General features: G+C 45.7%; 21 protein-coding genes and 2 riboswitches. Of the genes, 1 reads left to right on the forward strand and 20 read right to left on the reverse strand.

All coding sequences use genetic code 11. From position 1 onward, the window contains the following. From CCC70_RS05380 to CCC70_RS05400, 5 genes are all read right to left on the reverse strand, one after another. Entirely contained in the window at positions 1 to 1,233 is a 1,233-nt protein-coding gene (locus CCC70_RS05380; RefSeq protein ID WP_186582353.1) for a zinc-binding dehydrogenase, read from the reverse strand. Between the two features lie 18 nt (positions 1,234 to 1,251). Continuing rightward, positions 1,252 to 2,640: an aldehyde dehydrogenase family protein gene (locus CCC70_RS05385; RefSeq protein WP_092070142.1), complete on the reverse strand. Its 1,389-nt coding sequence runs from the start codon at positions 2,638 to 2,640 to the stop codon at positions 1,252 to 1,254. 31 nt (positions 2,641 to 2,671) lie between these two features. Further along, entirely contained in the window at positions 2,672 to 3,553 is an 882-nt protein-coding gene (locus CCC70_RS05390; protein ID WP_015525956.1) for a class II aldolase/adducin family protein, read from the reverse strand. Positions 3,554 to 3,739: 186 nt separating this feature from the next. Beyond that, entirely contained in the window at positions 3,740 to 4,531 is a 792-nt protein-coding gene (locus CCC70_RS05395) for a glycyl-radical enzyme activating protein (protein WP_195635141.1), read from the reverse strand. An 11-nt stretch (positions 4,532 to 4,542) separates the two neighbouring features. Next, the gene (locus CCC70_RS05400; RefSeq protein WP_118608080.1) at positions 4,543 to 7,068 is read right to left on the reverse strand and encodes a glycyl radical protein; all 2,526 of its coding nucleotides are present in this window, start codon (positions 7,066 to 7,068) and stop codon (positions 4,543 to 4,545) included. Between the two features lie 354 nt (positions 7,069 to 7,422). Here CCC70_RS05400 and CCC70_RS05405 point away from each other — a divergent pair, with 354 nt between their 5' ends. Next, positions 7,423 to 8,139, forward strand: a complete 717-nt coding sequence (locus CCC70_RS05405) for a phosphatase (protein ID WP_021651550.1) — start codon at positions 7,423 to 7,425, stop codon at positions 8,137 to 8,139. Between the two features lie 106 nt (positions 8,140 to 8,245). Here the strand turns inward: CCC70_RS05405 and CCC70_RS05410 are convergent, their stop codons facing one another. The 15 genes from CCC70_RS05410 to CCC70_RS05480 all read right to left on the reverse strand — a co-directional run bounded on the left by CCC70_RS05410 (position 8,246) and on the right by CCC70_RS05480 (position 26,995). Then, positions 8,246 to 8,533, reverse strand: coding sequence for a cysteine-rich small domain-containing protein (locus CCC70_RS05410; protein WP_287082382.1), 288 nt, complete (start codon positions 8,531 to 8,533; stop codon positions 8,246 to 8,248). A 267-nt stretch (positions 8,534 to 8,800) separates the two neighbouring features. Beyond that, positions 8,801 to 8,970: riboswitch (cobalamin riboswitch) on the reverse strand. 231 nt (positions 8,971 to 9,201) lie between these two features. After that, complete coding sequence (locus CCC70_RS05415; RefSeq protein ID WP_287084407.1) at positions 9,202 to 10,680, reverse strand: C40 family peptidase; 1,479 nt, start codon at positions 10,678 to 10,680, stop codon at positions 9,202 to 9,204. Between the two features lie 283 nt (positions 10,681 to 10,963). Next, positions 10,964 to 12,454: an N-acetylmuramoyl-L-alanine amidase family protein gene (locus tag CCC70_RS05420; protein WP_287084408.1), complete on the reverse strand. Its 1,491-nt coding sequence runs from the start codon at positions 12,452 to 12,454 to the stop codon at positions 10,964 to 10,966. A gap of 284 nt (positions 12,455 to 12,738) precedes the next feature. Then, positions 12,739 to 13,725: a diaminopimelate dehydrogenase gene (locus CCC70_RS05425; RefSeq protein WP_110104065.1), complete on the reverse strand. Its 987-nt coding sequence runs from the start codon at positions 13,723 to 13,725 to the stop codon at positions 12,739 to 12,741. A gap of 194 nt (positions 13,726 to 13,919) precedes the next feature. Continuing rightward, entirely contained in the window at positions 13,920 to 14,567 is a 648-nt protein-coding gene (locus CCC70_RS05430; RefSeq protein WP_114002793.1) for a J domain-containing protein, read from the reverse strand. Further along, positions 14,561 to 15,409 (reverse strand): DUF5685 family protein, encoded by an 849-nt coding sequence (locus tag CCC70_RS05435; protein WP_118608083.1) that lies wholly within the window; start codon positions 15,407 to 15,409, stop codon positions 14,561 to 14,563. The genes CCC70_RS05430 and CCC70_RS05435 overlap by 7 nt, the downstream gene beginning before the upstream one ends. A gap of 1 nt (position 15,410) precedes the next feature. Beyond that, positions 15,411 to 15,824: a hypothetical protein gene (locus tag CCC70_RS05440; RefSeq protein ID WP_118608084.1), complete on the reverse strand. Its 414-nt coding sequence runs from the start codon at positions 15,822 to 15,824 to the stop codon at positions 15,411 to 15,413. Positions 15,825 to 15,896: 72 nt separating this feature from the next. Next, positions 15,897 to 17,099, reverse strand: a complete 1,203-nt coding sequence (locus CCC70_RS05445; RefSeq protein ID WP_015525970.1) for a class I SAM-dependent rRNA methyltransferase — start codon at positions 17,097 to 17,099, stop codon at positions 15,897 to 15,899. Between the two features lie 231 nt (positions 17,100 to 17,330). Then, positions 17,331 to 19,034 carry a DUF1002 domain-containing protein gene (locus CCC70_RS05450; RefSeq protein WP_287084410.1) on the reverse strand — a complete coding sequence of 568 codons (1,704 nt, stop codon included), beginning with the start codon at positions 19,032 to 19,034 and terminating at the stop codon, positions 17,331 to 17,333. A gap of 245 nt (positions 19,035 to 19,279) precedes the next feature. Further along, positions 19,280 to 20,383 (reverse strand): ABC transporter ATP-binding protein, encoded by a 1,104-nt coding sequence (locus CCC70_RS05455; RefSeq protein WP_059086806.1) that lies wholly within the window; start codon positions 20,381 to 20,383, stop codon positions 19,280 to 19,282. 3 nt (positions 20,384 to 20,386) lie between these two features. Then, positions 20,387 to 21,406: a FecCD family ABC transporter permease gene (locus CCC70_RS05460; protein WP_118608086.1), complete on the reverse strand. Its 1,020-nt coding sequence runs from the start codon at positions 21,404 to 21,406 to the stop codon at positions 20,387 to 20,389. A 97-nt stretch (positions 21,407 to 21,503) separates the two neighbouring features. Further along, positions 21,504 to 22,649, reverse strand: coding sequence for an ABC transporter substrate-binding protein (locus CCC70_RS05465; protein ID WP_287084411.1), 1,146 nt, complete (start codon positions 22,647 to 22,649; stop codon positions 21,504 to 21,506). Continuing rightward, positions 22,646 to 23,545 (reverse strand): hypothetical protein, encoded by a 900-nt coding sequence (locus tag CCC70_RS05470; RefSeq protein WP_287084412.1) that lies wholly within the window; start codon positions 23,543 to 23,545, stop codon positions 22,646 to 22,648. The genes CCC70_RS05465 and CCC70_RS05470 overlap by 4 nt, the downstream gene beginning before the upstream one ends. A gap of 121 nt (positions 23,546 to 23,666) precedes the next feature. Next, positions 23,667 to 24,959, reverse strand: a complete 1,293-nt coding sequence (locus CCC70_RS05475; protein ID WP_118608089.1) for a sirohydrochlorin cobaltochelatase — start codon at positions 24,957 to 24,959, stop codon at positions 23,667 to 23,669. A gap of 162 nt (positions 24,960 to 25,121) precedes the next feature. Beyond that, a riboswitch (cobalamin riboswitch) is annotated at positions 25,122 to 25,296 on the reverse strand. 319 nt (positions 25,297 to 25,615) lie between these two features. Further along, positions 25,616 to 26,995: an NAD(P)/FAD-dependent oxidoreductase gene (locus CCC70_RS05480; RefSeq protein ID WP_110103334.1), complete on the reverse strand. Its 1,380-nt coding sequence runs from the start codon at positions 26,993 to 26,995 to the stop codon at positions 25,616 to 25,618. Position 26,996 lies beyond the last annotated feature (1 nt).

Here is a 26,996-nt window from a genome sequence, read left to right on the forward strand (position 1 = left end):
TTATTTGTTAACAACCGCGATCTTAAGACCTGTCATTGACAGGTTCTTCTCAAGTGCCTCGTTGATCTCTTCCAGCGGATACTTGTCAGTAATCAGCTCAGACATTGGAAGTCCGATTGCTTTTGCTCTCTTAAGGAAATCAAATGTTGTTGCATAATCTCTCAGATTGTATACCCAGGAACCAACAAGGTTGATCTCTTTGGAGCAGAGGTCGAAATGCGGGTTGATGGTTGCATCTCCACCGTTGATGAAGAATCCAAGCTCGCAGAGGCCGCCGCCGTTGCGGATGAATTTGTAGATATTGGAATGAGCATGAGGATTTCCAGTACACTGGAAAGCGAAATCTGCAAGATGTCCGCCCTGAGCCTCTTTCACAGCCTCAGTAAGTGCCTCAACACCCTTGAAGTTCATAAAGTTTACAGTTGTAGTTGCGCCCATTCTCTTGGCGAATTCAAGACGCTGCTCGTTTCCGTCTACTGCACAGATATTATGAACGCCCATTGTATGGAGAACTGCGATGCAGATAAGACCGATCGGTCCGCAACCCTGAACAACAACTCTGCTGTTGAATTTCAGGATTCCTGTTGTTTTTGCTCTCTCTACAGCATGTACAAGTACTGCACATGGCTCGATGAGGATACGGGAATCAAGATCCAGGTCACTTACATTAAAGAATGTAGAACCGAATTTTCCGCCTCTGATGAAGATGTAATCAGCGAACCATCCGTTGAATTTAACATCATCGTCCGGAAGAAGTCCGTATACGTCAGCGCCGCCTACGTTTTTCTTGTTGAGGTCGAACATTGTGATTTCCGGATCATCTTTGAAGATCATACATGTAACGATCTTATCTCCGACTTTAACCGGTTTACCAGCTGTATCAACCTTAACGTTTTTACCCATTTTTACGATCTCGCCGGTTCCCTCATGTCCGAGAACTACCGGAATAAGACCAAATGGATCATTTTTGTACTCATGAGCATCTGTTCCGCAGACACCGCATCCCTCAACTTTTACAAGGATGTCGTCATCTCCAACTTCCGGAAGATCATACTCCTGAAGCTCGAAATGTTTCTTCTCTGTCATCATTGCTACTCTTGCTTTTTTCGGAATTGTGTTTCCTGCCGGAGCAGCCGGAGCGCTTGCTGCTGGTGTTGCAGCCGGAGCGTTTCCTGTCATGCCGGAGAGAACCTGTTTAACGATTTCTTCGATATTTACATTGTTCATATCCATTGTTTCTGTTCCTCCTGATCAACGAATGCAAAGACTGTCTGTCATTACGCAGCGTCTTCTCTTGGTGAATGTGCTTGCGCTTGTAAGTCCCTCACCGGTACGGCTTGCGATAGTGAATGTACAGAAGCCTTCTCCACCAAATCCAAGTGCGGAATAGGACGGGCCGTTCTTTACAAGGATCGCTGTGTCGATTGCTTTCGCATATTTTGTAATGTTATCAATATTCTTGGAATGAATATGTGCAGAATGACGGTTGCCATGCTCAAGCCATACAGCTTGCTCTACAGCGTCATCAAAATCCTTTGCTCTTACGATTCCGAGGATCGGCATCATAAGCTCTGTTGTAATAAGCGGATGCTCCTTCGGTCCCTCGAAGATAATGCAGCGGGTGTTTGCCGGTGCCTGAACTCCGATCATGGAAAGAAGTGTCTTCGCATCACGTCCTACACATTTACGGTTCAGCTTGCCGCCTGCAAGTACAGTCTCAACAAGCTTGTCCTGCTCTTCCTTGGAAGCAAGGTAGCAGTCATTCTCTGTAAGCATGTAGTGCATTAACTCATCAACTACGGAAGATACTGCAACAACTTCCTTCTCTGCGATACATGGAAGGTTGTTATCGAATGTACATCCGTTTACGATATCCTGTGCAGCCTTGCGGATATCAGCAGTATCATCAACCAGTGCCGGCGGGTTTCCTGCTCCTGCACCGATTCCTCTCTTACCAGAGGAAAGAACTGCTGTCACAACACCAGGGCCTCCTGTTGCTGCGATCAGATGGATATCTTTATGTTTCATCATAATATTGCTTGTCTCAAGGGTTGGTTTCTCAACTGTGACAGCGATATTATCCGGGCCGCCTGATTCCAGGGAAGCCTCATTTAAAAGATTGATTGCGTAAATAGAAGTTTTAACTGCTGCCGGATGTGGGTTGAATACTACTGTATTTCCGCCTGCCAACATACCCATTGTGTTGCAGAGAACTGTTTCACTTGGGTTAGTGCATGGTGTGATCGCACCGATAACACCAAACGGTCCCATCTCGATCAGAGTCAGTCCTCTGTCTCCGGACCATGCAGTTGTTGTAATGTCTTCTGTTCCAGGTGTCTTGTCTGCTACCAGGTGATGCTTCAGGATCTTATCTCCTACATTACCCATACCAGTTTCCTCAACACCCATACGTGCCAGTACTTCCGCATTTTCTTTGATCTTCTTGCGGATGCAGGTGATGATCTTTTCTCTCTGGTCCATAGACATTGTCTTAACTACCAGCTGAGCCTTCTTGGCTGCTTCGATAGCATCATTCATATCCTTGAAAACGCCATGTTTTCCGGCCGGAGCATCTGCGATCTGCATTTTTGCCATAACTTCCTGTACAATTTCCTGTACCATATTCTCACTTATTGGCATGAGATGTCCTCCTTAATATTCCGTCAAAAATTTATTTCAGGCCAAGCTGAGCCATAACCTGTTTTGTGATCTGAGCAACAAGCTCTGCGTCATTCTTTGCTGTATCTGCTGCAGGAGCTGCATCTTTATCACAATCACAGTCTTTTCCAACGAAATCATACTGATATCCTGGGAACTGTTTGTAGTCCTCGCTGTGGCATGCACCGCCACAGTTGTGGCAGTTCTTGCCGTCTTTGTTCAGGCAGAGGCTTGCCGGATGTTTTCCAGGCATACCGAATTTACGACGGATCGCATAGAGCTTCTCGATGTTCTCTTTGTCGAATTCCTTCGGTCCGCCAAGGAGCTTGGTCTGATACAGAAGCTGTGCATAGAACTCTACAGACTCCATCTTCATATATGCAGCGTTAAGATCTGTGCTCCATGTAAGTGCTCCGTGGTTCTCAAGAAGTACTGCATCGAAGTATGGAAGGTATTTCTCAAGGTTGTCCGGAATCTCCATTGTGGAAGGTGTGCCGTACTCAGCGATCGGAACACATCCAAGAGCGATAACTGCCTCAGGCATGATCGGCTGTGTAAGCGGGATACCTGCGATTGCGAAAGATGTAGCATAGATTGGATGAGCATGTACAACAGATCCTACGTCCGGTCTCTTCTCATATACTCTCATATGCATCTTGATCTCAGATGATGGTTTGAATCCCGGGTTAGCCTGGATCACATTACCCTTGCCATCTACTTTACAGATGAACTCTGGTGTCATGAATCCTTTGGATACACCAGTTGGTGTGCAAAGATATTCATTCTCAGCTATCTTAACAGAAAAGTTTCCGTCGTTAGCTGCAACCATGTTACGGTTGTAGATTCTCTTACCGATGTCACAAAGCTGTTTTTTGATTTCAAACTCGTTTACCATGCTTAATTTCCTCCTTGAGCATTGGATTGCACTATTTTGTTTCTGAGAACATTTTACCCCATACCACAAAATAAGTCAAGGACAATCCGTTGTTTTATGTTGGTTTCTTGTTGTATTTTGTGTTGTTTTTATTGTTTTTTATATTTTCTGTTTGTAAAGGATCTTTTTTCTGTAATCCTGTATCTCTCAGCCGCCGATCTGGCAGTCCAGGCCGCATACCGCATGCACTGCATTCTTTAACATCTGCATATGTTCTACTGTAGGCGGAAGGATTCCTTCCATTAAATAGGGTCTGCCAAGTCCTTCATATTTATCCTGCCCCAGTCTGTGGTACGGAAGAAGATGGATCTTGTTTACGCCCGGAAGGGATGCTGCAAATCTTGCGATCGCCTGGATCTCTTCCACAGAATCATTAAATGTGGGGATCACCGGAACGCGGATCACCAGTCTGGTTTTTCCGTAGAGCGCAACCCTTCTTGCATTCTCCAGCATCAGTCCGTTGGCCCGTCCTGTGAATTCTTTATGTTTTTCCTGATCCATATGCTTGATATCCATCAGATATACATCCAGATAGGGAAGTACCTGTTCGATCTTTTCCCATGGGGCACAGGCCATACTTTCTACCGCTGTGTTGATCCCTCTCTCCTTTGCAGCGCGAAGAAGATCTCTGGAAAAGTCCGCCTGACACATACATTCCCCTCCGGAAAGGGTGATCCCGCCTCCGGAACGATAATAATAGGCACGGTCTTTTTCCACCTCTTCGATCATCTCACGAACTGTCACGTCGCGGCCGATCACTTTATCTTCTCCCAGAACCTTCATGTTCTGGATCCGGTATTCCTGTGATTCCGGATTACAGCACCAGCGGCAGCGAAGAACGCAGCCCTTCAGGAACACGATGGTACGGATACCCGGTCCATCGTGTACTGAATATTTCTGAATATCAAAGATCCTGCCCTTTGTATCCAAATAGTCCATTCGTTACTCCTTTAGAAGCCCTGCTCAGTACGTCTGATGATATCGTCCTGCAGAGATCTGGAAAGTGTAGTGAACAATGCGCTGTAGCCTGCAACACGTACAACCAGATGTTTGTACTTCTCCGGATGCTTCTGTGCATCCAGAAGTGTTTCTCTGTCAACAACGTTAAACTGCATATGCATACCCTTCTGATCAAAGTATCCGCGGATCAGTGCTACGAATTTCTCCAGTCCTTCTCTTCCTGCAAGTGCTGACGGATGAAATTTCTGATTGAACAGTGTTCCGTTGGATACGATAAAATGATCCAGACGGGATACAGAAGTTGCCGCAGCTGTCGGTCCCTTCACATCCTTGCCGGCTGACGGGGAAACACCATCTGCTACCGGAGTATGTGCGTAACGGCCATCCGGTGTTGCACCGGTCTGTCCGCCAAGCGGAACATTTGCAGATACAGGATAAAGTCCTGCCTGATAATGTCCGCCTCTTGGGTTCATATATTTCTGAAGCGGTCTTGTGTAAGTATAAGCCACATCCCTTGCAAAGTAGTCCACATCCGGGATATCATTTCCAAACTTCGGAACCTCCTCGATCATCTTGTGGATCTCTTCGAATCTTGCCTTTTTCTCCGGAGATGGCTCTGTTCCGAGAGCTGCTGTCATAACAGCTGTTGCGGTCTGCTCATTTACGCGGATGCCATTCTCCTGAAGCTTCTGCATAACGATGGTGGTGATATCTGCTGCAGACTGTGCATCGATGCCCTTGCCGTAGTTCCATGCCAGAGCCTCCTTCAGCTCTTCCATGGTCATCTTCTTTTCTTCATATACAAGCTTGCGGATCGCATACAGAGAATCTGCCATGTTTGCAATACCAAATCCCTGAGGACCTGTAAAGTTATAAACAGCTCCGCCTTCCTGAACGGATTTGCCTCGTTTCAGGCAGTCATCCACCATACAGGAAAGGAATGGAAGCGGACATCTCTCCGCATGTGCCACATCAATGGCATTATCAGCATTTACAAGCAGGGAAATGAAATATTCCATCTGTTTCTTATATGCATCATAGAACTCATCGAAGCTCTTCATCTCTGTGACATCGCCGGTCTGGACACTGATCTGTACCCCTTTGTCCATACCATTAGAGAAAACCATCTCCAGCGGACGGCACATGTTAAAGAATGCAGCGTCATGCCAGCCCTCTGTCTTACCTGCCTTCTGCGGTTCTACACAGCCGATGATGTTATATTCTCTGGCATCTGCAAGAGAAAGGCCGCGGTTCTGCAGTGCAGGAATGATAACCTCATCATTGTAATAAGCCGGAAGTCCGATTCCTGTTCTTGTAAGCTCTGCAGCCTTGATCAGGAATTCATGTGGTGATCCGTTCCATACTCTTACAGAAAGAGACGGTGCCGGAAGATGCACATGCATAGACGCCTGGATGCACATAAAGGAGAGATCATTGGTCACATCCTCGCCATCCTTGTTCTGACCACCTGCGATCAGGTTCTGGAAAAGGCTGTAGCCTGCAAAGCCTTCTGCAGATGCAGCATCACGGCATTTATTCAGGTCGTTTAATTTTACCCATATGCAGTCCATCAGTTCCTGGGCAAATTCTCTGGTAAGATTGCCTGCTTCCATATCACTCTTGTAATATGGATACATATACTGGTCAAAACGTCCCGGAGAAATAGAATGTCCGCTGCTTTCCATCTGGATCAGCTGCTGTACAAACCAGAAGGACTGGCACGCCTCATAGAAGTTACGGGCGCCCTTCGCCGGTACGCGTGTACAATTGGATGCGATCTGAAGGAGTTCCTGTTTTCTGGTCGGATCCTGACACTGATATGCCATCTGCTCTGCGAGCTCGGCATAGCGATGTGCATAGTCGATAACTGCCTGACAGCTCATGATAACTGCTTCCAGGAAACGGGATTTCTTTGCGTAATCACCATCTCCTACATTACACTCATCCAGTTCCTTCTGAGCTTTGGCAATGATCCCTTCATAACCGATCGCCAGAACTTCTTCATATTTAACGGTTACGTGTCCTACACCATTGTAGAAATAGTTTCCGGGTGTAAAAATATTGTGGTCAATGGCAAGAATCGCTTCCGGTGCCATGTAGGAGGTTGCAAGCTCACTGGTAGTCTTGCCTTTCCAGTATTTATGTACCTCACGGAGCTCCGCCTTGGTTTCCTCCGCAATATAAAATGGATCGGCTGTTCTGGTAGCCACTGTATCCAGCTCATCCTCCAGCCACTGGAAAGAATACTCCGGAAACGTCTGACAGCCTCTCGGCGCCAAAGTGCTGCTTCCAACGATCAGCTCCTCATCACGGATGATGATCGGAATGTTGTGCAGGATGTGGGCAAATGCCTTGGCTCTGCGGGTGATGATCGGCTCGTCTTCTGTTGCTTTGTAAGACTCTGTGATCAGTTTTGCTCTGGCAGATTCGATCACCGGCATCTTTGCATAAAGATTATCTACAAGATGTGTGATCCTGTCTGTTTTCGGAACATCTGCTATATGAAATTTCTCCATGATTCTCCTTTCTCATAACCGGTTGTTTCTGGTGATCTGTCTGCCTCTACGCTTCCAGAACCGCTCCTGTCCGGCTATGTGCTCATGTAGTTTTATTATACCTTACCCCTACTTCGATGTCAACGAAATCCAACATGTGTTTCTAGCTGTTTTTGTGGTTTTTATCGGTTGCGCCCTGTTGATTTTATTTGTTTTTTGTATTTTTATGTTTTTCTCTATTGACTTTGTTTTTCTGCTCTGCCATACTTGGATTTATATAGGAATTCCTTTGTTTTTCAGAAAAAATTTATGCAAAGCGGACATTCGTATTCCGCTCTGTCACATGTTCTCAAACAGTAAAAGAGGTGTATTTTTATGTATCTTTCTGATATGCATACCCACTCCATCGCCAGTGGTCACGGCACGGAATGTACCATCACCAACATGGCACGCGCAGCTGCCGAGAAAGGTCTCCGGCTTCTCGGGATCACTGATCACGGTCCCGGCACTCTGGCAGCCGGAACTTCCTCCTATTTCCGCAGCCTTACCTATTCTCCCAAAAAACATTTCGGTGTAGAATTACTCTACGGAATTGAACTGAATATCCTTGACCGCAGCGGAACGGTAGATTTAGATCAAGAATTATTATGCAAACTTGATTACGCCATTGCCAGCATGCATGCCTGGAATTACCGTTGCGGTACCAGAGCCGAAAACACAGAAGCTTTTATCAATGTAATGAAAAACCCCTGTGTAAAGATCCTCGGACATAGTGATAACACTCATTACCCGGTTAATTATGATGCGCTTGCAAGGGCTGCCAGGGAAACCGGCACGATCTTTGAGATCAACGAAGCTTCTCTTGCACCTTATGGCTATCGTGGCGACACAAGAGAAAACTGTTTCGAGATCCTTCGATGCTGCCGCAAATATGATCTGCCGCTGCTTCTTTCCAGTGACAGCCATGGCCCGGAGCATATCGGAGATTTTACCTGTGCTGCTGAGTTTGTTCATCAGGCCATGTTTCCGGAACAGCTGATCCTCAACAACCAGATTCCCAGACTCAAGGTTTTTCTCCAAACCAGAGAATGATCTTCTGTATCTTTTCCGACAGATAACAGATATTGTCCCCTAAAACAAAACAGGCCAGTTCAAACACAGGAATATACATTTTCCTGTATCTGAACTGGCCTGTTTTTTATTTTTCCCGCTGCTTTCGTACAATTTCCGCAAGCTCGCTATATTTACCTGTAACATATCCAAAATTTTCTTTTCTGTGAGGAAGCTTGCATTCGGTGCAGTCTTTGATCCCGCTTTCCGTAAAGCGGAAATTACCACCACATTTATCTCCCAGTGCATATAAAGGACAATAGCAGAACAGACAATTGAAGTTCTCCGGATCTGCTCCTTTATGGCACGGAAAATATTCACAGTTTTTGTGGCTGAAGTAAGAGTATTCTTTGCCTTCCCAGTATGGTTTCTCCATGGCTCTTTTCTCCTCTCCTGACATAACCACACATAACTTTTTCCTATAAAAAAGAGGTAGCGATGCCACCCCGGGGTAGAAATATAATCCGTTCATGAGTGCGCGGAGGGAACGAATGTATCCGGAGTAGTATCGCCTGCCATTTAATCATGTATAATTCATATGAACAGGCGCATTCCATAAAAAAATGCCTACTCTCGTAAAAAAGTAGACAACGTCCCAGGGGTGCGGAGTCCCTGAAATGGTTGTTACACTTTACACGGAAGTTTAACCTCGCCATAACAAGCAGGTTTCCTGGCTCCGGGATCATGACTCCTCTCTCCTTCTCATACATACGTACAATGGACTATGAGATTCGCTCCTCCGTTACAGTGACCGGATCGCTCAGGTTTCACACCTGATTCCCTTTTCTGTGGACTTCTGATAATCAATATATAACTGTCAGCTATCCTCAGCACTTGCTATGTTCAATATGGAATTATACTGACATTATAATAACATCCTGTTAATTATATGTCAATACTGTTTTCAATATTTATACATTTTTGAGCATATTTTGTTGCTGTTCACTCCGTTCCATGGGTTTTCAATATTTTTTCCGACGTCAAAAACAGCCCGACAAACTGCTGTCGGGCTGCTGTATTTTTATTTTCTGTTGTACGTTCTTATTATACAAGACGTCTTACAGATACAATTGTTCTGTATGTAGCATCATTGCTGATCTTGATCCCGTCCTGAGAGTTCGATGCATGAACGATCTGGCCATTACCCATGTAAATAGCCACGTGTCCGCCATAGCAGATCAGATCTCCCGGCTGTGCATCTGCGTAGGATACTTCTGTACCTGCATTCTGCTGCTCATAGGAGGTTCTCGGAAGGCTGACTCCGAAGTTCGCATAGACACTCTGTACAAATCCGGAGCAGTCTGCACCATTGGTAAGGCTTGTTCCGCCCCATACGTAAGGATTCCCCACAAACTGTGTAGCATAATTCACAACAGAAGATCCGGAACCACTGCTGTAAGAAGAACTGTCACTGGCTGAGGATGTGTCCTCTGCATTAGATGTGTCCTCTGCATTAGATGTGTCCTCTGCACTTTCTTCAGATGCGTCTGTGCTGTTATCGTAATCTGCGTCTGCATTATCCTCTGTATTCTCAGTATCCTCGGACGCATCATCATTCTCACCATTGTCTGCATCTTCATCCACATCCTCGGTGTCATCTTCTGCAGTATCCTCATCTGCATTCTCGATCACGTCGCCGTCCTCATCGTACTGTACGTCTTCGCTCTCGTCCGCCTCATCCTGCTGTGCTTCCTGCTCTGCCTGGCGTCTTGCTTCCTCTTCTGCCTCAGCCTGTGCTCTCGCTGCTGCTTCAGCCTCGGCCTGACGTCTTGCCTCTTCCTCTGCTGCAATACGCTCAGCCTCTAATCTCTGAAGCTCTGCAGTCTGCTCTGCAAGAAGGTTGGCATAATCTGTAGCCTGCTGCTGTGCGTAGGCGATCTCATTATCATAATCTGCGGATGTGGCACGCTTCTCATCCAGCTGTGCCTGCAGGTTCTGGGACTCTGCCTCATATTCCTGCTTCATTCCCTCCAGCTCTGCCTTCTCCTGTGTGTACTGTGCCTCCAGGTTTGCCACCTGCTGGATCGTATTGGAATATTTTTCAAGACTCTTACGGTCCTGCTCATAAGTCTTCTGTGTGTACTCTGCTCTTGTAAGAAGGTCAGACAGGTTCTCTGCATTCAGCATCATCTGGAACCATGCATCGTCTCCACCCTTCTCATAGAGATACTGGATACGTTTCTTCATTGCCTCATACTGTTTCTGCTTGGCATTTTTGGCCTTCTCAAGGTTGGTCTGTGTAGATGCAATGTCGGCTTCCTTATTGGAGATATCTCCCTCCAGTGTCTGGATCGAAACCATCACGTTTACAAGATTGGCATCAAGAGTTGAAATCTCGCCTTCAATCTGTGACTTCTGTGAGGAAAGCTCATCCAATCTGGAATAAGTCGCATTCAGCTGTTCGTTGGTCGCATCCATCTCCTGCTGAAGTGCTGCCTCATCTTCTCTTGTTGCGCTTACGCTGACTACCTGTGCTCCGCTGATGATGAGCGCCAGTGTCAGACATAATATCCTTTTCTTCATGACTGTTCACCCTCGCAATCTGATTCTAATTTAATACAGCGGATCTGACCATCCGCTTCGTTGGTTTTCTTTGTAATACTTTTGCAATATCTTGTTTCAATCTTTTTATATATTAACACAGTGTTATTTGGATTGCAAGGATTTTCTATTAATTAGTTTAAAACTTTGTAACATTTATTAATGATTTTGACATTAAAAAAGGAGAACCCGGGTTATCTCAGGTTCTCCTCTCACGTTTCTTATTGCTATTTGTTACATACAAATTTCTTTCAGCACATCCTGATCAGAACAGATCTGCAAGGATCTGATTGGCTGTCTTGTTCAGATATCCGTTGGGATCGGAAAGAGTGCTTCTGTTCCATCTGAAGTATGCACCGTTTCGGATATAGTTACCACTGGATTCATGATAGTCATATTTGCTGGCTCCAGGATACCTAGACATATAAGTTTCTGCCAGCTTGATCGCCTGGCTTCCGTAAGTTCCGCTTGGTGTCGGTGTTCCGGAAATCTGTACGCCGGCATTCGGTGTACAGTGGAGGATCACAACACTCTTATCGGAACACTGTCCGAGAACGATCCAAGTATGTCCGCTGTTGTATCCGATATCTCCCGGATAAAGCTTCCAGTTTGAGCTTGCCAGCTGAGACTGGGAAACAACGGTACCCATTCCCTTGCCGGAATACAAAGATCCAAGATTTCCGGAAACATCCGTGTACATAGGTCCACCGGATCTGCTCTGCATGATCTGATATACAGACCATCCTACAAAGCCGGAGCAGTCAAGGCCCTTCTGTTCTGTAGCTTCACTGAGATCCATATAATATCTGTAATTATAGGAGCTGGAATTGCTGTCATACCACTGTTTCCATTTTGGACTGATGCCCTTTCTGGTCGCATCCGACCAGTTGTGGCCGCCGCCCCATACGTAAAGAGTCTTTCCTACCGGAAGCAGTGCATTAGCAAGGAAATTCTTGATGGTCCTGGAGCTTGTAGCTGTAGTAGTGCTTGGGGTGGTATCCAGGACACCATTGCTGCCAAATGTATACTTCTTGCCATCGATCGTCTTCGTTCCCGTAGCCATGACACCGGTTGACGGATCGAAATAATATTTATATCCTTTTTTGGAATTTGTGACCCATCCGGTAGCCATCACGCCGCTCTTGCTGTAAAAATAATAGGTATTGCTGCCGATCTTCTTGAAGCCCTTATACATAGCTCCCGTGTTTGGATCAAAATAACGCTTCTGTTGTTTCCTATTCGTTGCCCAGCCCTTTGCCATAAAGCATTTGCTGGTAAAATATCTGGTCACATTCTGCTTGTCTGTAAGGAATACGCTTCTTGCAGCAGCGCCACTGCCGCTGTAGAAATAATATTTCTTATTACTGATCGTGGCCCATTTCGTTGTCATATATCCGCTGGTAGGCTTAAAATAGCGGGTATTGTTCTTGCTGTCTGTAAGCCAGCCTGTTGCCATATAGCCCTTGACACCGTTGACATTATAAAAATATCGTTTACCCTTGGAATCCTTAGCCCAGCCCTTCATCTGTACGCCTGTGGATTTATTAAAAAAATATTTCTTCCCGTTCAGTGTAAGCCAGCCTTTTACCTTCTGGCCATTCTGATAATAATAGGACTTTCCTTTTTCTGTTTTAAAGCCGTTTTTGGTCGCAGCCTGTACATCTGTTGCCGTTGTATGTACAGTTGCTCCAGCTGCAAAGAACATCAGAACAAAAAAAAGTCCCCAGAGTTTCCATTTTCTGCTTAATTTTCGCATACATACCTTCCTTTGATAGATAGATCATTGATATTTACTATTTCTTAAGTCCGGCTGATCGTAAACATTACAATTTTGTTACAATTTTACGTCCATATTATATAACATTCTTTACAGTCCGTCAACTCTTTCCTTTTCTTTCAGAAAAAATGTCATTACGGTATTACCAATGTTGATTTTATGCAGAAAAAATCCCCGAAACATCAGAAATATTCACTGATGCTCCGGGGATATGATCCTTTATGCAGTTTTACTCCTGCCTGTTACAGATCTGTTACAGATCCTTACAGAAATTTTTTGCGAAGCTCTGCTCCGTCAAGGGCACTTAAATATGCAGGTGCAACATCAAATACTGTCTTGCAACCCTTCTGTCCTTCCTGATTCATACGGTATGCAGCTCTTGCATAGGCAACGATCACAGAAGATGTGAACTCAGGATTGGAATCCAGCTTCAGGCTGTACTCGATCACATGGCTGTTCTCATTGTTCCAGCCTGTTTTTCCACTGCGGATCACAAAACCGCCGTGTGGAATACCGCTGTGGTCACGATCCAGCTCTTCCTGAGAAATGAAATGTACCGTTGTATCATACTCGTCAAAGTAATTCGGCATGGTCTTGATCTCTTCCTCGATACGTGCAAGATCAGCACCCTCCTCAGCAACTACGAAGCACTCTCTTGTATGTTTCTGACGTGTGGTAAGCTCCGGATTCTCTCCGTTTCTTACTGCCTCAAGTGCAGCTTCTACCGGAATGGTGTACTGCTTTGCATCCTTTACGCCTTTGATGCGGCGGACTGCATCAGAATGTCCCTGGCTGACACCCTTGCCCCAGAATGTGTAGTCGTTTCCATTTGTAAGGATCGCATTTGCATACATACGGTTCAGAGAAAACATTCCGGGATCCCAGCCTACGGAAATGATTCCTACATGTCCACTCTCTGTTGCTGCCTTGTCAACATTTGCAAAATGCTCCGGGATTTTCTTATGTGTATCAAAGCTGTCCACAACATTGAAATATTTTACATACTCCGGTGTCTGAACAGGAAGATCTGTAGCACTTCCTCCACAGATGATCAGGACATCGATCTCATCCTTCAGCTTCTCCGCATCTTTTACAGAATAAACCTTTGCGGTCTCTGTAAGGATCTTTACAGTCTCTGGATCACGTCTGGTAAATACTGCAACCAGCTCTGTATCCGGATTATGCTTGATGGCGCACTCCACGCCGCGTCCCAGGTTTCCGTAACCTAAAATACCAATTCTTATACTCATAACGATTTCCTCCTCTTTTTCTCTGCAGTATGACATTTTCCGGACAGCATTGTGAATTTCTGTCAGAAAAAGCCTTCTGCGATCTATATCGCAAAACGGATCTGCAGGATCCGCCTTACAAACATATGGATATGCTGCCTTATGATATCCCCGATCTCAGTTTCAGGACATCGATGACAGACCTTTTTCCTGCATCAGCAGCAGAAAAAGCCGCCCGGCCAGCACATGAAACAGGCCATGGTCCTGCAGCAGGCATCACACATATCTCCTCCTGCAGTCGGCATTCCCCCAAAGGGATCCTGCCGCTGCTGATACCAGCCGCCACCGCCTTCCATTCTCTGGAGCAGCATACGGTACTGCATATTATCCGGTTCCTGACGGACTGCTTCACGGATCTGATCCAGAGCTGTTACATTATTTCCCATTCCCATATTTGCCATAGCAGCCAGGTAATACCATTCCCCATTTTTCTGACCAAGAGAATCCAGTACATTCATAGCTTCCTGAAAATGACCGCTCTGCACATAATTGGCAGCCGCCCTTCTGCGCATACTTTCCTCATCCTGATAGGCACTGGAACCGGCATTTCCGTAATTTCCAAAACCACCGTAATTTCCGTAGCTGCCATAACCATTCTGGGAACTGCTTCCGTACTCACGCTCTTTCATGATCTGCTCGTAAGCCTGCTGCACTTCTTTGAATTTTTCTTCGGCCTGATCCTTATTCGGATTATTGATATTGGCATCCGGGTGATACTTTCGGCTCAGCTTCCGGTATGCCTTTTTTATTTCATCATCAGATGCGTTTCTGGGAACTCCCAGCACGCTGTATGGATCTAACATTTTTTCTCTTTCTCCCGTTCTTCCCTGCGCTTCTGTCCGATCGCCGCAAAGCGGCACCAGACGCCGGAATATAAAATATTTCGAAGGATATCTCCGTATCGGAGGATCGGCAGCTTTTCAAATTCTCTGCAGCATTCTGCAAGCATCATCATAAGAAGCCGACGTACCTCTTCCTCGAACCCTTCTATCTTATATTTTTCAAGGAAAGGATTGTAATTTCCGTTTTCTGCATCTTTTTCCACATCGTCATAAGCATCCAGGATGTAGATAAATTTTCCGAGATAAAATCCCAGACGGCGCAGGGACGATTCCCAGACATCCTTACGGAAGGCCAGAATCTCTTCCATAATACGTCCGGAACACCCGGCTACACGGTCCACATCGGTTTCCCCCTGTTTTTCCAAGGAAGAAAGCTCCTCCAGCGCGTTTCGGATTCTTTGGATCTTCGCCGGATAAGCGGACATATGCATATTTCCGCAATTCTTCAGAATTCCTGCATATGCATAGCGCAGTGGTTTGTGTTCATCCTGCCAGTCATCCATACATTTGTAATAGGTAAGGATCACATTCATATCCGCACAGTACTCAGTTACTGTATTTTTACGTACCGGCTGGGGCTTCAGCGGATGGACCACACACCTGGAGGTTCCCTTCTTCGTTGGCGGCTCATAAAGGCCGCTTAAAAGAAGGACCACAAATGTCATATCATAAGTCAGTGAGATCTGTCCCGGTATCCCGTATCTCTCCCGAAGTTCTCTGCAAAGGCCGCAGTAAAAAGAACGGTACACATCAAAATCCTTGAATTTTATTTCCGGTTTATTAACGGTCACATATCCGAACATGTCAGCTCCTTTTTACGAATTTTGTATGGCATTTCGGACATTCGATCTCGATCTTGCCCTTTCCCTTTGGAATACGTATCTTCTGTCCGCAGCCCGGACAGCTGTAGATGTGATGGGTCTTTCTCTGCTTCATCAGATCCTTTTCTTTATTAAAGCGAAAACGGAACTTTGACGTCATCTGAAGGAATTTCTGATTTTCGGCATAACGCTGCTGGATATTTCTGGAAAAAATACGTATATATGCATATACGATTGCTGCGACCCCGAGAATGTCAAGAGTGCTGCCGGCAGTTCTGCTGAATATATTGGCAAACATTGCCAGAATGATCAGAACCAGTGCAGTTCCCATGGTAAACCTGGAAAGATCATCCACTCCATAACGTCCCTGCATAAATTTATTGAATTTGTCTCTCATATGATCTGCATCTCCTTTTCACTGCCATACGGCACTGCCAAAAAATTTCCGTAAAAAATCCGGAGGCAGTTCCTAACGGTCATTGCATACCTGGAAAATGTAGAATTTCAGATAATAGGATTCGTCAGCTGACCAGAGGATCGGATGATCCGGTGCCTGTGTACGGTACTCTACCTGGCGCAGTCTCTTATGGACATTCTTCGCTGCCTGACCGATGGTCTGTGTAAACAGCTCATATGTCATAAAATGAGAGCAGGAACAGGTTGCCAGAAATCCGCCGTCCTTTACAAGACGCATTGCACGGAGATTGATCTCACGGTATCCCTTGATGGCATTTTTTACAGAGCTTCTGGATTTCGTAAATGCCGGAGGATCCAGTACCACAACATCAAATTTCTCTCCCTTCTCCTCAAGCTCGGGAAGAAGCTCAAAAACATCCTCACAGAGAAATTTCACTGTTCCGTCCAGGCCGTTCAGACTGGCGTTTCGTCTTGCCTGCAGAACTGCAGTTTCCGACGCATCCACACCAAGAACACTCTGTGCCCCTGCAATTCCCGCATTCAGGGCAAAAGAGCCGGTATGTGTAAAGCAGTCCAGAACCTTCGCCCCCTTGCAGAGCTTCTGGATAGCAAGACGGTTATATTTCTGATCCAGGAAAAATCCGGTCTTCTGCCCGTCCCTGATATCTACTTCATATTTCACACCGTTCTCTTCAATCTGAACAAGTGTCGGAAATTCTTCTCCGATAAATCCCTTGGTAAGTTCCATTCCTTCCTGGCGGCGTACCTTTGCATCACTTCGCTCATAGACTCCACGGATCCGGATCCCATCCTCAGCAAGAACTTCCTTCAGTGCATCTATGATCGTTTCTTTAAGACGGTCGATTCCCAGTGCAAGAGACTGTACAACAAGCACATCTGAAAACTTATCCACAACAAGACCCGGAAGAAAGTCTGCTTCTCCGAAGATCACACGGCAGCTTCCGGTATCTACTACCTTCTTACGATACTCCCATGCGTCGCGGACACGTTGTTTCAAAAATTCCGGACTGATCTCTGTACGCTCATCTCTGGTAAGCATACGGACTGTGATCTTGGAATTGGTGTTGATAAATCCTCTTCCCATCGGATATCCGTCAAAGTCCCGGACCAGAACGATATCTCCGTTCACAAAACTTCCCATGATGCTTGCGATCTCATTGTCATATACCCAGAGGCCTCCTGATTTCAGGAATCTGCCTTCGCCTTTTTTTAATGTTACTACTGCCAGGCTCATAAATTCTACCTTTTCCCTTTCTCGTTTCCCTGTCACGGTTTGCGATGTATGAGTCCACAAAACCGATTTACGGTCAATTTTATCACAGAAAAATCCATTTTTCCAGTGCTTACACAAATCCTTGTCGTAAATCACAAAATTTTCATGATATCTTTCCGGCACGACAAAAAATACCGCAGCAGAGGTTGTTTTCTCTGCTGCGGCGTATTCATCTCTTTTTCTGCTGATCTTTTATTCTGCTGCGGATTCCTCAGAAGCGTCCGTATTCTCGCCGTAAAGACCTGCCAGATATTTCATGGTTTCTTTATAAAGTGTCTGCTTATCTTCCTGGGGAACATCTGCAAGAATAGTAGCTGTCACGTCTGTGGCATCTGTGTCCTCCTGGGAACTGTCAATACCGAACAGCTTCTTCAGCTTCTGATCCATCATATTCAGCTCTGTACTCTGATATTTCTCTGTACCATCTGCCTCATAGGATTCTGTACCATCCTTCAGGATATCATAATAATCCTTCTCAACAGTTTCTGCCACACTCTTCGCTGTCTGCTCATCCAGTGTTACCGTTGCCACTGCCTCTGTATCCTCCGTTGCAGCGAGAAGGGAATCTGCATCTCCCTCATACTCGCCTTTTACAAAGAGGACAAATTTGTCATAATTGTTCTTTGCTTCTTCGCTGAGCACGGAAGTATCGTTTTCTGCACTGTCTGCCTGGTCTGAGCCCTCTGTACTTTCTGAAGATTCTGTATCTTCTGTTGCCTCCGGGATTCCGGTCTCATCGGATGCAGCCTCATCAGAAGCGCTTTCATCTGTGCTGTTCTCGTCAGAAGCACTTTCGTCTGTACTGCTCTCGTCGGATGCACTATCCTCTGTACTGCTCTCATCAGAGGTACTTTCGTCTGTGCTGCTTTCATCCGAGCTTTCCTCATTGCTATAGGTTCCGTCGTCGGTAGCATCCGGGATTCCGGTCTCATTGCTTGTATCCTGAGAATCTGCTCCTGTTTCTTCCTCAAGACCCGGATCCTCTGTGGAGCTCTGGATCACATCGTCACCAAGAATGCTGTCATTTACATTGTTGACGATATCATCAGAAGAATCTGCATCCACATCTACGGTTTCATCACTGCTCTCGCCATCCAGCGTATCATCAGAGGAAGAGGTCTGGCCTGTGGTATTGGCATCTACCTGCTCCAGTGTTTCCTTCACATCATCATAATTGTAATCCTGCTGTGAGATCTGCTTCAGAAGAGACACGATCCTGTCAATATCGTCCTGGCTTACGGAAATATTGTTCTGCTCAGCCACATTGATAACAATATTCTGGATCTCATCTGCATTCTGTACTCCGTTCTGGATCACATCCATCTTGGACTGGTTTACAACTGTTGTCGCCTCATTTTTACCAACCTTATCTGCAAGCTCACCAGTGGTTACGATCTCCTGGTTGGCAAGCTTCGTCTTGGTCTCATCCAGCTTCTCTCCGCTGGCCTTCTCATATGCCATCTGGATACCGGTAAGTGCACCTGTTCCGGATACTTCCATCGGGCAGGCAGCAACTACTTCACAGTTCTTCACACCGGATGTGGAAAGTGTCGTTGCGATCATATTACCTGTCACCCAGTTCAGATTTGCTGTGCGGACCTTGATCCCGCCGGACTGTGTAGGCTTCACATAGGCACAGCTCAAAGTTCTGGAACCGATCTGGGACTGTGGTGCGATATTATCCAGGTGTTTATGCTCATCCTCATTTGTAATGGTCATCACCTGCACCTGATCGGAACTTACATTAAAATATTTCATCATTGTCTGCTTCTGAGCATCCGTAAGATCTGCTCCAAGTGTTACTACCTTCGATGCATCTGCAAATACGGGATTTACACTTCCTGCCACAAGGCATGCACTGCAGAGCAGAGCTGCGATCATGTTTCTTTTTTTCATTGATCTTCCCTCCATATATTTTTTCGGATCGATTGTATCTGCTTAACTTTTGCGGTGTAAAGCGGACATTCCTCTTCGTTACTTACATCTCCACGAATGCGAGCGCTTCACGATCTGTCGTTCTTGTCATATTATAACACAGCTGCTGAAATATTTGTAATTTATATTATATAAAAAACGCTGCCGGAAATTATATCACTCATTTCTGACAGCGTTTTATTGCTTTTCTCATTTTCCCAGAGAACTTATCTGATCTGGTTTAATTTTCCGGTTTCTTTTGCTTTTTTCAACAATTCCCGGTTTTTTTCATTCATGATACCAAAATCCTTCAGCGGACAGTACACTTTTTCACATTTTCCCATGAACTCCAGTGCTTCTTCAAAGGCAGACTCCGAAATGCATTCAAAAGGCTTCTCCGTGATCACTTTTGCAGCCAGTTCTTTTGCCACCTGATAATCTGCATCATTGGTATGGAGAACTCCGGTCACAAAAGGAATCCCCTGTCGCTGCAGCTTCCGATATACCGGAATCCCACTTCCATTTCCTCCGATCACAAACACCTCCGGTTTTCCGGCCGGAGGTTCCATTTCCACGCAGCCGAATTCTGCATTATAGCTTCCACGGGTGATGCCATAAAGCTTCCGAATATAATCGGAAGTAAAGATTTCCTCCGGTGCACCATATTTCTCAATGTGATCTCCATGAACACAGATCACCTGGTCAGAAATCTTCTGGGCAAGATCCAGCTCATGAAGGGACATGATCACCGTCATCTGTTTTTCCAATACCATCTTCTTCAAAATGGCAAGAAGCTCCAGCTTATGCCGGATATCCAGGAAGGAGGTCGGTTCATCCAGGATAATGATCTCCGGTTCCTGGCAGATGGCGCGTGCCAGAAGGATACGCTGTCTCTGTCCGTCACTGATGGCTGTAAAATCCCGATCCTTCAGATCCCAGGCGTGAACCATCTCCATGGCACTTTTAACTTTTTCCTTGTCCTCTGCGGAAAGGATCCCGAGAGTTCCGGTATAGGGATATCGTCCGGTGGATACCACATCCTCACAGGTCATAAGCTCCGGTCGCATGCGCTCGGTAAGTACTACAGCCAGTTTTTTTGACACTTCCCTGTTGGTCATCCGGCTCATCTGTTCCTGTTCCAGATATACCGTTCCGCTGATCAGGGAAAGCTGTCTTGTGATACTCTTCAAAATAGTAGATTTTCCGGCACCGTTGGGACCGATCAGTGTCAGGATTTCTCCTTTATTCAGCTGAATATTGATTTCTTTGATCAGCGGTTTTCCATCATAGCCTACGGTCAGCTGATCTGTATAAAAAAAATATGATTTCATCGTTTATATCCTCTGCTGTCTGTGAATCATGATATAGATAACTACCGGTGCTCCGAAAACTGCTGTCACAGAACTGATGCTCAGCTCCGTCGGTGCAAATACAGTTCTTGCGATCAGATCACAGAACAGGCAGAACACTGCACCGCCCAGAAAACAGGCCGGGATCACAAGCAGCGGTTTGGCAGTCTTCAGGAGACTTTTTGCAATATGAGGCACAGCGATCCCCACGAAGGAGATCGGCCCTGCAAAAGCGGTCACACAGGCAGAAAGAATACTGGAAAGCAGGATCAGAAGTATCCGGAAAGCTTTGATATTAACTCCCATATTCTGCGCGTAAGTCTCCCCCAGCTGATAGGCGCTGATCGGTTTTGACATAAAAAATACGATCACCATAGTAAGAAGTACCACAACAGCCATAGTCTGCACATTTCCCCAGGTCATACCGGAAAAGCTACCCAATGACCAATTGTGAAGATTGACTATATTGGAATCATCTGCAAAGGTCACCACAAAGTCTGTGATGGCCGAACAGATATAGCCGATCATAACACCACTGATGACCAGCATGGACATGTTGTGGACTTTTTTTGCCACAAGGAGCACAAAGCCCATGGAAATCATTGAGCCTGCAAAAGCAGCCAGGATCATGGCACCGGAACCGATGGACACCGATCTGCTTAAAAAAAAGATCATCAGAAGCGCCACGATCAGCTTGGCACCGGAAGAGATTCCCAGTACAAAGGGTCCCGCGATAGGATTGTTAAAAAAGGTCTGCAGCAAAAATCCGGAAACAGAAAGTGCTCCACCAAGGATGATCACTGCCAGTATCCTGGGAAGACGGATCTCCCAGACGATATTATAAGAAGTTTCATCTCCCTGATGCCGGAATATGATATTCAGGATCTCCTTCACAGAGAGGTGGATACTTCCGGAATTTACATTCCATATAAATAAAAAGATCAAAAGTACCGCAAGGATCACAAAAGAGATCCCGTATCGGACTGCGCGTTTTCTGTCATTCATTTTTTCTGGTACACTCCTCTTCTGTTTTGTTATCCTGTCCTTTCGTTTCCTGCTCACAGGTGGAAACCGGCAAAGGAGTTAAAACGAACACTGGAATTTATTTCAGTTTATGCATATAGGTCAGATCATCCAGAGAATCATCATCTGTAGTCAGCATGGTGTGGATATCCTCGATCATGGTTCCAAGTCCGGTAGTTTCCTGGAAGAGATTTTTGCCTGTGCACCAGACATTTCCGTTCTTCACTGCCTTGAAATCTGCAAGAAGCTTACTTTTGGAAAGAAGCTCATCAATGGTCTTAAGTTCCCCGTCAATCGTACTGTTATAGATGATATAGTCTGCATCCTTCGCCTTGGCATAAAACTCTTCCATCTGCATATTCATGGTGGAAAGAGCATTGTCATTTACTCCCGTATCCTCCGGAACATAATTTCCTCCTGCGAGAGAGATCATTTCTGAAACATAGTCGCCGCTTTTTCTTATATTTACCGCACCTACGGAGTTGATATAAAAGAACGCTACGGTCTTGTCTGTTTTATCTGCTGTGAGAACCTTATCCAGCTTGTCCGTCTGCTCTTTGAAAACCTTTTCTGCTACATCTTCTTTTCCCAGAAGAACTGCGTAAAGCTTCATCCACTCGGTCCTTCCAAGAGGATGACTCTCATAGCTGGAACGCTCTACCATTACAGGGATCCCGAACTGCTCCAGCTTCTCCTGTACCTCCGGATTGTGATGGATCATGGTGGATTCAATGGCAAGGTCACAGCCCTCGTTCAAGATCAGCTCGTAATCCGGAGCATTGTACTTGCCGGCATAGATCATCTTTTTCTGTTCCATGGCGTCCTTTGCTTCCTGGATATACCATCCGTCTTCCTTGGTTCCGGAAAGCTTGATGCTGTCAATCCCGTCGATAGCGCGGAAAAGATCCATGGCCGAGGTTGCTACCAGATAGATATTGTTTATGGGCTGCTGCAGAACCGCAATGTCAGGATTCAGCCCCTCCGGTGCTTTCTTGCCTTCGGGAACTACAAGAAACTGTCCTTCCTGATCAATGGTGAGCAGCGCATAGCCATCGTTGTAGTAATCCACATTAAATTCCTTTGCGTAGGAAAGCTCCATACTGTGGTCAAAGGTAAGGCCTGGAATATCCGCAGGCTTATGTTCTGTCTCTGCTGCCTGCACTGCAAAAGCACATCCCAGGATCAGGGTCAGCGTCAGAAATATGTATGAAATTATTTTTTTCATTTTTCTTCCTTTTTCATGCTTGAAGAATCAAAATTCAGGGTATACTCAATCTCGTGAGGAGTACTCATGGCTACAGTATCTGCAGTCACTTCCATTTCTGCGTCAAAGACTGTGACCGGGATCTCAAATGTGGAGTTTCCGTCTTTGTTCACCGGCTCATATTTTTCGCCGTCCACGATCATGTAATCATAATTCGGACTGCTCCAGATGATGGTTGCCGTAGCTTCTTTGTCCTTGATTTCTACTTTAGCTGGAGATTCTACAGATGCTCTTCCTGTTCCGCCTGTAAGGGTTACATCCGTCTCATAGGTTCCGTCCTCCAGCTTCAGCTCTTCCGTTTTTTTCCCTTCGGATTTTTTGTCGTCAGAGGTTTTTACAGGATCCTTTACGCTGACTTTATGGTCGTACCATTTGCCTTTTTCTCCCAGGATCGCCACGTTAAATTCCTCACCAATGGCCGGTACCGGGATATCAAATCCGTAAACTTCTTCTGTATAACCATCGCTGTACTTCACTGTATCTGTGGTCGGCTCAATGATCTCTGCTCCGTCCTTCTGGGCATCCTCGGCAGTTCCCGCAAACAGGTTAACGATCTTCTTGGAAACCAGACTTACGTGGATGGTCATTTTACCATCTTTGACCGTGAGCTCTCCTTTTTTGTCATTGGCCTCATTTACATGAAACATGCTACTGTCTGTCTCAAACTCTGCTGTATAAACGCCATCTTCCAGGGTATCTGCTTTGGCTGCATCTGTATCCTTTTCTTCGGAAGCTTCTGCTTCCTCACCGGACTCTGTTTTTGTTTCATCTGTTTTTGCCATCGCAGGCACAGAGCCCAGCACCAGGACTGATGCACTTGCCATTGCAAGAATTAAGTTTACATAGCGTTTTTTCATGATAATCTTCTCCCTTCCATAGATACAGCAATCTGCCCGGAAAACAGTCTTCCTGATCTTTCCGGGCAGTTACATTGATTTCTTATAGGTATCTGAACTCACTCAGATATTTTTATATTTATTATTCTGCGGACTCCTCAGCAGAATCAGCCTCTGTATCTGCTGCTGCATCAGAATCTGCGGACTCCTCAGTGCTTCCCAGAGAATCGATGGCTGCCTTTGTATGCTCTACATAAAGCTTCTCAACTGCTTCGATTCTTCCAAGACCCTCGATCTGGCAGTCAACCTTATCGAAGTTTCCGGATGCTACAAACTGGCTCTTCCAGGAATCCTCATCATCACCGGCCATATCGTTATTTGCATGGTCTCCGGCAACAACCATCAGCGGACGAAGAACAACGTTCTTGTATCCTGCTTCTTTTACTTTCTCGATAACCTTGTCGCAGGCTGTATCTTCCGGCTTACCTTCTACAGTACCGATGAATGCGTTCTTCAATCCAAGATTTTCCATCTGTGTCTGCATCTGATCGTATGTAATATTAGCTGTATGGGATGTTCCATGTCCCATGAATACGAATGCTGTGCCAGCCTCAGCTGCTGCATCCATGCTGTCAAATCCGGCCTCTTTGCAAGCCGTATCTGTGATCGCCTGAGCAACGGCTTTCTTGTCATCATTGATCACAGTTGCATCGTCTCCAACCTCACCGAGCATTGGCTCTGCGATAGCTACAGACTCGAATTTATCTTTATAGCCATTGATCGCTTCTGTCATCTCATCGTACTCAGCACCATGCATCAGATGGGTAGGCTGTACAACCAGATTCTTAACACCATTCTCTACTGCACGGTCAAGAGCCTGCTGCATGTTATCGATCACTTCATCATCTCTTGCCTCTACATGGTTGATGATGATCTGTGCTGTAAATGCTCTTCTTACAGACCAGTCCGGATAAGCTTCTGCAAGAGCATCCTCGATTCCCTTGACATCCTCTGCACGGCTGTCATTGAAGGAAGTACCAAAGCTTACAACAAGAAGTTCATTCTCACCGATCTCATCCTGGTTACGCGGATCGTCCTTGGAAGCATCTCCTGTGTCACGTCCGAAATAATCCGGATCTGCATTCTCACCCTCTACCAGCTCTTTCTGAGCATCTGTCAGAGCATCCCATGCTTCTTTGGCTGCCTTGCAGTCCTCATCTGTTGTGTCGTTTCTTTCCTGTACATAGATCTTGTCGATCAGAGCTGCTACATTATCTGCTGCTTCCTGATCTGCATCAGAAGCCTCTGTGGTATCAGCTGCCTCAGCGTTCTCTTCTGTAGCAGAATCCTCTGCTGCCATTGCTGTTGTAGCTGCCCCCATAGAGCATGTCATGGAAACTGCGAGCATCAGAGCTAACATTGTTTTTCTTTTCATTTCTTATTGTCCTCTTTTCATGTATTTCCAGAATACTGATATGTACAAAAAAACAGCAGCTCTCTGCGGCCGCCTGCTCACACATGATTCTCTGCGCAATACAAATACATAAAAAGAAGTTCTGTATTGTTATGGAGAATACCGATTCGTAAACCGCGAATCCCTGGATCTCACAATAAGGCAGTTCTCCTGACTTGGTTCCACGCTGCTTTCCCTTCCCGGTCTCCCAGTGGTTATAAAAGCAGCTCCCCTTTCACAGTGACGGTATCGTTCCGGATTCTCACCGGATTCTCTTTTGCACATCCGACTGGATGCAACCTTATCATTATAACATTTGCACATATTTTCTTTTATCTGGTTATCTAACTTTTACCACAAACTCACATATTTGTCAAGATTGATGTCAGACGATTCACGGTTTTCTGTGATCTTCGCTCACAAAAAACACCTCGCGAAATATTACCAGTGAACAGTAACCGGTTTTCTCCCTGTATCTGTCAGTTATTATCAGAATATTTTCTCCAATATTCATGCACATCCTGCATAAAAAACAGCCCCTTTCTGTCATCACTCTGATATCAGAAAAGGACTGTCTTACACTGGATATTCGCAATCCGCTTTGCTACTTGCTCATAACAGATAAACTGCTTTGCAGTTTATCTGTTAAAATACTCCTGCTCCAGGTATCTGGCTACGTAGATTCCGCTGGCAGATGCATGGGAAAGAGAGTGTGTCACACCGCTGCAGTCTCCGATAACAAAGAGACCCTTGTGGCAGGTTTCCAGATTTTCGTCGATCTCAACCTCCATGTTGTAGAATTTAACCTCCACGCCGTAAAGCAAAGTATCGTCATCCGCTGTTCCCGGTGCGATCTTGTCCAGGGCATAGATCATCTCGATGATGCCATCCAGGATACGTTTCGGCATAACAAGGCTTAAATCTCCCGGTGTCGCAGAAAGTGTAGGTGTTACGAAACTTTCCTCAATACGGGCTTTTGTGCTTCGTCTTCCGCGAATCAGATCTCCAAACCGCTGTACCATAACACCACCGCCAAGCATATTGGAAAGTCTTGCAATGCTCTCACCGTATCCGTTGCTGTCATGGAACGGCTCTGAGAAATGCTTGGATACCAGAAGGGCAAAGTTTGTATTGTTGGTATGCTTTGCCGGATCTTCGTAGCTGTGACCGTTTACTGTGATAATACCGTTGGTATTTTCATTCACGACAACACCTCGCGGGTTCATGCAGAAGGTACGAACCATATCCTCAAACTTCTCAGTTCTGTAAACGATCTTGCTCTCATAAAGCTCATCTGTCAGACGGCTGAAAACCTCCGCCGGAAGCTCCACACGGACTCCAATGTCCACACGGTTGGAAAGAGTCGGGATCTTAAGCTCTGTACATACCGTCTCCATCCATTTACTTCCGCTTCGTCCTGCGGAGATGATACAGTAAGTTCCCTCGTAACGCTCATCTCCTACAAAAACTGCATAACCGTCTTCAGTTTTTTCTACTTTGTCAACAGATGCGTCAAAATAGAAGTCCACATGGTCTTTCATTTTTTCATAGAGGTTCTGAAGTACCACATAGTTGATATCTGTTCCCAGATGGCGGACTGATGCATCCAGAAGATGCAGGCCGTTCTGAAGGCAGAGCTTACGAATCTCGCTGTTTGTGGTAGAATAAAGTTTGGTTCCCTCACCGCCATGCATCAGGTTCAGTTTATCTACATATTCCATCAGCTCTGTGGCTGTATCCTTGCCGATATGCTGGTACAGAGTTCCGCCAAACTGATTGGTGATATTATATTTCCCGTCGGAGAAAGCGCCTGCACCGCCAAATCCCTTCATGATCGCACAGGTTTTGCAATGGATACAGGATTTTACTTTCTTTCCGTCGATGGGACATTTTCTTTTTTCCAGAGGATGACCAGCTTCAAAAACCGCAATCTTTTTCTCCGGATCATTATTCATCAGTTCATAGGCCGCAAAGATTCCACCGGGACCTGCTCCTACGATCAGTACGTCATATTTCATA

This window comes from Blautia sp. LMAG:89 (genome assembly GCF_008679485.1).
In the GTDB taxonomy this organism is placed as follows: Bacteria; Bacillota; Clostridia; order Lachnospirales; family Lachnospiraceae; genus Blautia_A; species Blautia_A fusiformis.

What these genes read in the sequence shown, in the direction of transcription:
- CCC70_RS05465 (WP_287084411.1), bottom strand. Translation starts at nt 22,649, where the DNA reads ATGAAAAAAATAATTTCATACATATTTCTGACGCTGACCCTGATCCTG.
- CCC70_RS05415 (WP_287084407.1), bottom strand. Translation starts at nt 10,680, where the DNA reads ATGAAGAAAAGGATATTATGTCTGACACTGGCGCTCATCATCAGCGGA.
- CCC70_RS05395 (WP_195635141.1), bottom strand. Translation starts at nt 4,531, where the DNA reads ATGGACTATTTGGATACAAAGGGCAGGATCTTTGATATTCAGAAATAT.
- CCC70_RS05385 (WP_092070142.1), bottom strand. Translation starts at nt 2,640, where the DNA reads ATGCCAATAAGTGAGAATATGGTACAGGAAATTGTACAGGAAGTTATG.
- CCC70_RS05450 (WP_287084410.1), bottom strand. Translation starts at nt 19,034, where the DNA reads ATGAAAAAAAGAAACATGATCGCAGCTCTGCTCTGCAGTGCATGCCTT.
- CCC70_RS05400 (WP_118608080.1), bottom strand. Translation starts at nt 7,068, where the DNA reads ATGGAGAAATTTCATATAGCAGATGTTCCGAAAACAGACAGGATCACA.
- CCC70_RS05425 (WP_110104065.1), bottom strand. Translation starts at nt 13,725, where the DNA reads ATGAGTATAAGAATTGGTATTTTAGGTTACGGAAACCTGGGACGCGGC.
- CCC70_RS05470 (WP_287084412.1), bottom strand. Translation starts at nt 23,545, where the DNA reads ATGAAAAAACGCTATGTAAACTTAATTCTTGCAATGGCAAGTGCATCA.
- CCC70_RS05440 (WP_118608084.1), bottom strand. Translation starts at nt 15,824, where the DNA reads ATGAGAGACAAATTCAATAAATTTATGCAGGGACGTTATGGAGTGGAT.
- CCC70_RS05445 (WP_015525970.1), bottom strand. Translation starts at nt 17,099, where the DNA reads ATGAGCCTGGCAGTAGTAACATTAAAAAAAGGCGAAGGCAGATTCCTG.
- CCC70_RS05480 (WP_110103334.1), bottom strand. Translation starts at nt 26,995, where the DNA reads ATGAAATATGACGTACTGATCGTAGGAGCAGGTCCCGGTGGAATCTTT.
- CCC70_RS05475 (WP_118608089.1), bottom strand. Translation starts at nt 24,959, where the DNA reads ATGAAAAGAAAAACAATGTTAGCTCTGATGCTCGCAGTTTCCATGACA.
- CCC70_RS05390 (WP_015525956.1), bottom strand. Translation starts at nt 3,553, where the DNA reads ATGGTAAACGAGTTTGAAATCAAAAAACAGCTTTGTGACATCGGTAAG.
- CCC70_RS05430 (WP_114002793.1), bottom strand. Translation starts at nt 14,567, where the DNA reads ATGTTAGATCCATACAGCGTGCTGGGAGTTCCCAGAAACGCATCTGAT.
- CCC70_RS05435 (WP_118608083.1), bottom strand. Translation starts at nt 15,409, where the DNA reads ATGTTCGGATATGTGACCGTTAATAAACCGGAAATAAAATTCAAGGAT.
- CCC70_RS05420 (WP_287084408.1), bottom strand. Translation starts at nt 12,454, where the DNA reads ATGCGAAAATTAAGCAGAAAATGGAAACTCTGGGGACTTTTTTTTGTT.
- CCC70_RS05460 (WP_118608086.1), bottom strand. Translation starts at nt 21,406, where the DNA reads ATGAATGACAGAAAACGCGCAGTCCGATACGGGATCTCTTTTGTGATC.
- CCC70_RS05380 (WP_186582353.1), bottom strand. Translation starts at nt 1,233, where the DNA reads ATGGATATGAACAATGTAAATATCGAAGAAATCGTTAAACAGGTTCTC.
- CCC70_RS05455 (WP_059086806.1), bottom strand. Translation starts at nt 20,383, where the DNA reads ATGAAATCATATTTTTTTTATACAGATCAGCTGACCGTAGGCTATGAT.
- CCC70_RS05410 (WP_287082382.1), bottom strand. Translation starts at nt 8,533, where the DNA reads ATGGAGAAACCATACTGGGAAGGCAAAGAATACTCTTACTTCAGCCAC.
- CCC70_RS05405 (WP_021651550.1), top strand. Translation starts at nt 7,423, where the DNA reads ATGTATCTTTCTGATATGCATACCCACTCCATCGCCAGTGGTCACGGC.